The organism is New Jersey aster yellows phytoplasma, assembly GCF_002554195.1.
In the GTDB taxonomy this organism is placed as follows: domain Bacteria; phylum Bacillota_I; class Bacilli_A; order Acholeplasmatales; family Acholeplasmataceae; genus Phytoplasma.
Map to the genome: position 1 here is coordinate 1 of NZ_MAPF01000023.1, position 8,519 is coordinate 8,519.

At 24.5% G+C, this 8,519-nt stretch carries 4 protein-coding genes and 6 pseudogenes; 5 read left to right on the plus strand and 5 right to left on the minus strand.

The window, feature by feature from the left end; all coding sequences use genetic code 11:
• Both BBA70_RS00865 and BBA70_RS00870 read right to left on the minus strand, forming a co-directional pair.
• Positions 1–277, minus strand: a 277-nt coding sequence (locus BBA70_RS00865; protein ID WP_252861472.1) for a hypothetical protein, incomplete at its 3' end; no start/stop codon positions are given.
• A 952-nt stretch (positions 278–1,229) separates the two neighbouring features.
• Positions 1,230–1,442, minus strand: a complete 213-nt coding sequence (locus tag BBA70_RS00870) for a hypothetical protein (protein ID WP_011412450.1) — start codon at positions 1,440–1,442, stop codon at positions 1,230–1,232.
• Between the two features lie 494 nt (positions 1,443–1,936).
• On the opposite strand from BBA70_RS00870, the gene BBA70_RS00875 reads away from it, so the two are divergent.
• A complete protein-coding gene (locus BBA70_RS00875; RefSeq protein ID WP_252861473.1) occupies positions 1,937–2,407 on the plus strand; it encodes a hypothetical protein in 471 nt (156 codons plus the stop codon).
• A gap of 150 nt (positions 2,408–2,557) precedes the next feature.
• Here BBA70_RS00875 and BBA70_RS00880 read toward each other — a convergent pair.
• A pseudogene (locus tag BBA70_RS00880) lies at positions 2,558–2,776 on the minus strand (AAA family ATPase); the annotation flags it as partial.
• Between BBA70_RS00880 and BBA70_RS00885 the strand changes: the two are divergent.
• A pseudogene (locus BBA70_RS00885) lies at positions 2,761–2,934 on the plus strand (YqaJ viral recombinase family protein); the annotation flags it as partial. The pseudogenes BBA70_RS00880 and BBA70_RS00885 sit on opposite strands and share 16 nt — an antisense overlap.
• Before the next feature lie 386 nt (positions 2,935–3,320).
• On the opposite strand, the pseudogene BBA70_RS03655 reads toward BBA70_RS00885, so the two are convergent.
• Positions 3,321–3,448: pseudogene (locus BBA70_RS03655) on the minus strand (HU family DNA-binding protein); the annotation flags it as partial.
• A 1,038-nt stretch (positions 3,449–4,486) separates the two neighbouring features.
• Here BBA70_RS03655 and BBA70_RS00890 point away from each other — a divergent pair.
• The 3 genes and pseudogenes from BBA70_RS00890 to BBA70_RS00900 all read left to right on the plus strand — a co-directional run.
• A pseudogene (locus BBA70_RS00890) lies at positions 4,487–5,769 on the plus strand (toprim domain-containing protein).
• Positions 5,770–5,922: 153 nt separating this feature from the next.
• Positions 5,923–6,552, plus strand: a complete 630-nt coding sequence (locus tag BBA70_RS00895; RefSeq protein WP_252861474.1) for a hypothetical protein — start codon at positions 5,923–5,925, stop codon at positions 6,550–6,552.
• A 470-nt stretch (positions 6,553–7,022) separates the two neighbouring features.
• Positions 7,023–7,670 (plus strand): annotated as a pseudogene (locus BBA70_RS00900) (transposase); the annotation flags it as partial.
• 325 nt (positions 7,671–7,995) lie between these two features.
• Here BBA70_RS00900 and BBA70_RS00905 read toward each other — a convergent pair.
• Positions 7,996–8,519 (minus strand): annotated as a pseudogene (locus BBA70_RS00905) (transposase); the annotation flags it as partial.

Genomic DNA, 8,519 nt, shown 5'->3' on the forward strand with positions numbered 1-8,519 from the left:
TATTTTGAGAACTATCCGAAGGATTTTGAGCATTTTGATCTTTTAAATAAGCAAATTTAGCTATTATTTCATCCATATTATTTTGTCTTTCTTTTAATTTTATACCTCCTCCAAATTTATCCAACCCTAATTGTAATTTTGCTTCTAAAAGAGGTAGTTCTTTTAGAATTTTTATATTCTGGTTATAAGTTAATATTTTATTAAAAGGGCCAAAAAATTGTTTTTTGTATGTTTCAAAATTATTAAATTTGTCTACAATATTATTATATTCTAACATCGTTTGACTAAATTTTAATGTTTCGTTTTTTAATATTTCTAAAGCTGCTAAAATACTAATTATATCTTTATTTACTTTTGATATTAGTTCATATATTTGATTTAAATAATCAATTACTTCTTTTGATTCTGTTGCTAGATCTTCATTAATTGTTTCTAAAATAGTTGTAAAAATGGGATCTTTTAAACATTTTTCAATTTCTGTTTGATTATTAACTGCTAATTGTTTAATTTCAATTTTAATTTCTTTAATTATCGCGATAGAAACAAAACGCCTTAATTATTAACTAATAATTAGGTTTTTTTGAGCCTCGCACAACACCGCACAAGCAAGTTTCCAAGCATACAGCGTTTATATATTAAAATATATTTCCTCTTTCGCCTTGTATTTGGTTTTCCCAAATTCCTTGGTAAGTCAGTTCACTTTTACATTCCAGCTAAGCTTTGAATTTCTTACGACTACTACGATTCTGCTTTTTCCTTGAGCCTAAACACCAAAGTTTATTTTAGATGCTTTTATACTTTTAGCAAATGACTTTTAGGAAGATAGAAGTTACTCTAATTTCTTACCTTAATAGTTTTAGGTGAGATAACCACAATTAATATGCAAAAATAATTTATGTTGTAGGTGGTAGGTTTTAGGTTTAGCGATTTTGCTTGCCACTTAAAATAATAAGTGTTAGTAAATTTTATATACGCAAAAAATATATAAACTGCCCTAAAATATAAGGAATTAACTGTTTTACCTTATAGCTACTGCCCGTTTTTTTCTCTTAGGCTTATTGCAAAGCTTTTCCATGACTATTTTCAACTTGCAAATCAAAACAATAAACAGTTTCTCGTTTTTTTGCTTTTATTTTCTGCTATAATCTATCTTGCTTTCACAAGATAAACCAAAAATATGTTGTACTGCATTACTAATTGCATTTGTAATTGGTTAATTTACTAAGAAATTAGGCATCTTTCTCGCCCTTTTGCAATAAATCTTGACATTGCATTTTTATTTCTTCTGTTTGATTCTCTTTGGTTTCTGTTAGAGTTATCACGTTTTCAATATCATCATCTTGGTCAGCAAAAATTAAATAATTGTGATTTAAAAATAGTAAAATGGCCCAAAAGCCAGCAAATATTAATAATTTTACTTTATCTTTTTGGAGTTTTACCATAATTTATATATAACCTGCTTTCTTTATATGATTTTATTTACAACTTAAAATTGAAATAAAATTTAAAAAATTAAAAAGGCAAATACAAAAATAGAAAATAAAAAATTTTTTTAAAATCATCTTTGTATAAACATCAAAAAATTTATTTATTTTCATTATAATTATAACATAAATTAAAGTTAAAAGTGTAGTATTATAATAAAATCACTGCATTTTATTCAATTTTAACAAACTAAATCCGATTAAAAATTACTTAAATTTTTAAAAATAATTAATGCAGGTTCTTTTAATTTTTTTTTTTTAGGTAAAAAAATTAAATTATGATATAATAAAATTACAGGATGATAGTTATTTGAAGTTTATATATTTTAATTAGGGGGTTTTATAATTGTTAAAAAAATCAATTAAAAACAATTATTTAATTTTCTTGATAGTAATTACATTTGTGTTTGTTTCGTGTTTCTTATCAGCATTTATTCCAAGTTCTTTTGCAGATGAAAAAATGTCCAAAAGAAAAAACTGCTACTTTATCTGAATCATCAAAACTACAAGAAAAGAAATTAAGTGATGTATCAGATCCTTTAAAAGTTTTAGAAAATATAACAAGTTCTTTAACAACTAAAACTAATTTAGCTACTTCTAAAATTGTTTATGATATGAGAGCACATTTAAAAACTAAATATAAAGAAAGTAGCAAATATATTAATTTATTTGTGGACACACTTCGCGATTATATTTTAGTTGTTGAAGATTGGGAAGATGTACAAGTTACTAATTTCAAAAAAGAAACATTTGATATCGATAGTTTTAAAGATATTGTAAAAACTCAATTGAAATTTATTTTTGAACAAAGTCATACATCAATACAAGACAGTTTAGATTCAAGTTGCTCTTTTTTATGGGATGAAATGGAAGTTTTTTCTCAAAATGCAATAATAAGTACAGTTAATGCACTTTGGCCATAAATAACATAAAAATATTAAAATTATAAATTAAATCATTTGAAAACAACCATCTACGGAATTTCCGTAAATGGTTGTTATTTTATCCCATTTAATTTCAAAAAATTATTAAAAAACAAATAATTATTTAAAAAACATCATTACCAAACAAAAAATATGTTTTAAATAAACTTCAATTTCAGAATATTTTAAATTGCCGATATAGATTTCTTTACTAAAACAACTGTGTAAAACGGAATCAATTTTATGAAAGTTATTAGTAGCCCCCATTAAGATAATCTTTTTATTGCTACTATTAAAACCATCTAATTTATCTAATAAAGTATTAATCACATTGACTCCTCCTAAAGAAATACCAATGTCAACTCTATTGTAGTCAAGCTCAATTCGCTTATTTCTTAGTTTATTTCTATGATACTAATTATCATGTGTTTCGTATTTATCAAGACAATAACTTCATTAATCAAATTATTACAGATAGTAAAAAATATTTAGAATTGCTACATAATGCCAAACAAGAATTATTTTAAACAACTTATTTAAAAAAATTAAGCAAAAAAATACAACTAAGATATTCAAATCGAAGGTCTTTTTTTAATGGAAAAATTGAGAATAAAAAGATCATAAAATGAAATTATTTATCTTCGAAGAACTCGACGGCAGTCGAAAAACAAGTCTAATAAAAAACATTCAACAAGAATTGAAAAACAAGGTAATGAAGTGATGGTTATTCGCGGATTAGTTAGTTCTATAATTGGGAATTCTATAAGCGAAACATTTTTAAACCACAATAATTTGCATAATTTAATTAGATATTTTTTTAAGTTTTGCCAACATGATACAAACCCAAGAAGAATGTTCTACAGATATAGGCTTTTCTTGGGTTTAATTTAAATTTAACAATTTTATGGAATCAAACTACTTTTTCATTAGTAGTGATTGCTTCGATTAAAGTCTTTTCGAATATGTGATAAAATTCTTCTGTTTTATTTGCGAAAGTTTTTTTAACTAAAGCGTTTTTTTAATTAATTCTTTTTTTGTCATAATAATTTAACTCCTTTGTTTATTTGTTTTTTGAAAAAAAGTTTCATATACATTTTAATGATGCGAAACGATGGTTAAAATTTTAATCCTAATTATTGATTTTTGTTGGTGAGATGATGGTTGGTTTTTTGTTTTTATTTTCATATGATATTACATTAAACATGTTTTTTTGGGGAGTGATGTTGGATGTTGATTAATTCGTTTAAATTAATGATTTGAGTTTTTTGTGTGAGGTGTTCCAAAAGTGTTTAAACTTTTGGAACACCTCAATTCTTGCTGTCGGATTAAATAATTTTTTTCAAAATTCGGAAGAATTTAAATATATATATATATATATATTCACTGAACTTCTGATGAACGAAGGATATGCAGATATTTGTATGCCCATTCATCATAAAAAAAGTCTTTATATTGAATGCAAGATATGAACAAACGCTTCAATAATTATTGAAGCGTTTTATCAACTTATCACTTATACTTCTCATCGGACAAGTGATGATGAGCTTGCAATAATTATTTTTCGTAACAAATATCTCATAAAACAATTAAATAAAAAAACCGAAAAAGAGTATAAGGAAGCACTTGTTGAAGCAAGAAATGATAATGTTTTAAGAATTCGCGATAATATAAATGAATGGTTTTCACAACAAAAAAGTTCTAAAGTTATTTTAATGAAAAAAATAATTATGAATGGGAATTTGAAATTATTAATAAAAAAATAGAAAAACAAGTTAAAGCAACTTTATTTATGTGTCATTGTCCTGTTCAAAATTATTTTCAATGTAAAGATTGCAAACAAATGTTTGAATTAAAAAAACCAAAAAGAGAAGTTTGTTTAATTCGTCATGATAAAAAAAATAAAATAATTAAATAAAAAAACAATTAAGACCTTCAAAACGAAGATCTTTTTTTATTACCAATTGTAAGCCACTTCCTAGAGTGGCTATTTTAGTTTATAAAAAACAATAATACAATAAATTAAGGAGTTCATCAAAGAATTTTCAAGAAAAAATAAAAAATATTCAAATCAACTTCCCTATGTCAGTTTTATTAAAAAAATTAAATATAATAACACCAAAATTCAATCCCAAATATCGTTTTCCTTGTCCCATTCATCAAGGACAAAACTCAACTTGTTGCCATTTAACTTCAGATAATAAAATTCATTGTTGAAAATGTTGTAAAGATTACGATATTATTGATGTTTATATGGAAATAAGAGGAATTAAAACCTTCAATAACGCTCTTTAAAAAATCAATAACTTTATGAAAACTCAAGAATTTAAAAACTTAATCCAACAACAAACTTCAACCCCTAATATTTCTTACGAACCTTTTAAATATCAATTCCACCACAATAAAATCAACAACCCAATTGATGAAAAAGAAATTAACACTACAAAAACACAATTATTTAAAGAAATATCGCCTTTATTCAACCAAATTAGAGATTATTATCATTATTTTATTAACCACTAACCGAAATAATGAATCTCACCTAGGATTAGAATATTTAACCCAAAAAAAGAAAATTAACTATAGAAACTATTAAAGAATTTAAACTAGGTTATGCCCCATTATCTGATAAACCTTTATCCTTTCGTCTATTAAATTATTGTAAAAAGCAAAATATCGATACAATAAAATTAATTGAATATGGTTTTATTAAAGATAAAACCAATCAACAAAATAAAACATATTATCACGATACTTTTCATGGTTCCATCATTATCCCCATTGAAAATGGATATAATAAAACATTTCATTTTTATCAAAATAACTTTCGCGAAGTTTCTTATTTCCAACCTAAATATAAATCCCTCAATAATTTTAGTCAAACACCTACTTTTCATTTCAGTTATAGTTTTTTTGAAGCGTTACCTTATATTAAACAAATGAAAACCATTATTATTCATGAAGGTTTTTTCGATGTCATTAGTTGTTGGTAAAACAATATTAAAAACGTTGTCGGTCTCATTTGTGTCACTCAACTACTTTCTAAATCACAAATAGAAATTCTAAAAAAAGAAAATATCAAAGTAATTATTGTCTTAGATAATGATGAAACAGGTCAAAAACGAAGTGAAGCCTTAGGAGAACAACTTAAAGAAGAAAATATTATTTACGAAATTAGACGCATTTTACCACCTTATGATAAAACTTGTAAAGATGTTGATGATTTATTGCGACAATTCGGAAAAGAAGCATATCAAAAATGTTTTTTAGACCCATACATTACTTATGAAGAGGCCAAAAATAAAATCATAGTCGATTTAGCTATTTATTTTTTTGGAAAAGACAAAGTAGAAATAATTGATTAAATTATTTACCTTATGTCAATATTTAAATCTTTACATGTATAATAACATTAACATACCCCCCCAACACGCGCATATACCCCTAAATTTTGCGATTTTATTTTTCGCAAATTCGGGGATTTTTTTATTATTCAAAATGAAAAAAAGGAGAAAAATATGAAAAAAGAAACAAATCAAGGAATCATTAGGGGCGGTTGGGAAACAAAATCAACCCCCAACGACTTAGTTCAAATCCAAAACTTTTTACAAACATTAAAAGGAGAATTATTAAATATTACAATTGTTTCTCATTCTAAAAAGAAAAATTCCTATCAACAAGCCAATTATCGCCCAAAAAACCAAACTCTATTTGTAGACCCTCAAATCTTAGATGAAATGAAAAAGTATAGAATAGAAATAATCAAAAATCACTCTTCCGAAAACGATAATAATAATCAAACCCTAACCAACCCCATATCACCCCCAAAACACCAAAATAATACCCTTAAAACACATTTCCCTATCTTCCAAATTAATTATCTTAACGAACAAAAAGATTATATTAAAGAATTAATAAGTAAGATAACCATAGACAAACTAGAAACTTTAAAATTATATAAATTAGATGCTAAAAAAGTAGATAAATATAACAATCCTATAAAAACAAATTATAAAAAAGGATTAAATGTTATTTATTATCAATCGGAAGATTTAAAACACATCAAATTATTTTTAACCAAAAATAAACAGGGCTATCGGGTTAAAAAAATACATCCCATGTATAAATATATATCTAAAATCAAATAAAACACTTCACTAACAGTTTTATAACGCTTTCAATATTTAAAATTCTTTGACAAAACAAAACATTTTTAAGGAGTGATATTTTATATATTATATCGATAATGATAATGATAATGATATTCGATATTTGATATTATCGTTGTATCTTTTATCTATCATTATTATTTTTCGATATATAAATAACTCCCTATTTTTTCTTTCCATTATTAAAAAGAGTTGTTTAAAATTATCCAAACATAATCCCCTAACTCGTTGAAGCGCTAATGACAATTATAAGTACACATAAATAAAAAAAGAAGAAAACTAAAAATCCCCCAGTTGCGCGCGACCCCCCTTTTTTTAAATAAATATAATCATTCAGAGTTATAATGGTTATTTATATGATATAAAAAAAGAAACAATATTTAAATCATGAAAAAAATAGCTAAAATAATAGAAAAGAGAAACAAAAAAATAAATTATTACAAACTCTAATGAAAAAAACCAAAAAACTAATAAAAAAACTGGTTTTTTTTTTTTTGAATTAGTTAAACAATTTAATCAAAACTAAATTTAAAAATCATTTTAAAATTATCAAAACCAAAAGAAGCACTTATTATTATTGGTTGAAAGTCGAAAATAAAATAAAAGCCAAAAAAGAAAAATACTTATTACAACAAAATCGCATTAAAGCTTTATGTTTACAAGAAAAATATTTTTGCGGTCATCGTAAAATCACTGATTTATACCAAAAAACTTTTAACGAAAACATTACCAAGAAAAAAATTTATACTATTATGAAAGAAAACGGTATTTTTTGTCTTTTAAGAATTAAAAAAATAAATATTATTATAAAAATAATTTTAAAACTAAATATTTCAAAACTCCCCAAGGATTTTTATATTTTTCTTGTATTATTGATTCTTTCAACAACCAAATTATCGCTTCCCACACTTCCAAACATCAAAATAAAGAATTAGTTTTAAACACCATCCAAAAATTACCTCTATTAAAAGAACCTTGTATTATTCACTCAGATCAAGGAACAGTTTACCAATCACAAAAAGTCCAACAAAATTTAACGAAAAAAGGTTTTTTTAATCATCATGCCGAGAAAAGCCACCCCTAGTGATAACGCTGTGCGCTGTTCCGTTTTTTTAGACAACTTTTGTCTTTAAAATTGTTCTTTAAGACTTAAAATTAAGTAGATAATTTCATATCTTTTCAAACTAAAGAAATATTTTTTTAAATTTCAAAAAGTTTCTAAAACTTTTAATAATTCTTTAGTTTCAAAAGATATTTTTTTGTCATATTTTACCCTTACACTATATATTTAAGTAAAAAAAGTTAAAAAAGTGGTAAGAAAATGAAATTATAATTATTTTTTTACGTAATTATGTTATTTTGATTAAAAAAATGCGCAAAAAGTAACCTTTTTCAAGGTTGAAAATTTGAAATAAAAAACTATTATCTAAAATTTTGACAATATTGAGAAGGTGATGAATAATTTAATTTAGCTAAAATCCATTGATTGTTCCAAAATTTGGGGAAATAATTGATTATTTTTTTAACTTTTTCAGGTGATTTTTGAAATAAAAAAGGATGTTGATGTTGTAAGATAGTTTTCATTTGGCCGAAAAAAGTTTTCAATTACGGCGTTATCACGAGGGGTGGCTTTTCTCGACATGCTGATTAAAAAAACCCTTTTTTTAATAGTGTTTGTTGGACTTTTTTGTGATTGATAAACTGTGCCTTGGTCGGAATGAATGATACAAGGTTCTTTTAATGGAGGTAATTTTTGGATGGTGTTTAAAACTAATTCTTTATTTTGATGTTTGGAAGTGTGGGAAGCGATAATTTGGTTGTTGAAAGAATCAATAATACAAGAAAAATATAAAAAATCCTTGGGGGGTTTTAAAAATAAGTGATGTCGGTAAATAGTTTTTTCATGGGTTTAGTTGATATAAAGTCTTGATTAATTAAATTGTCTA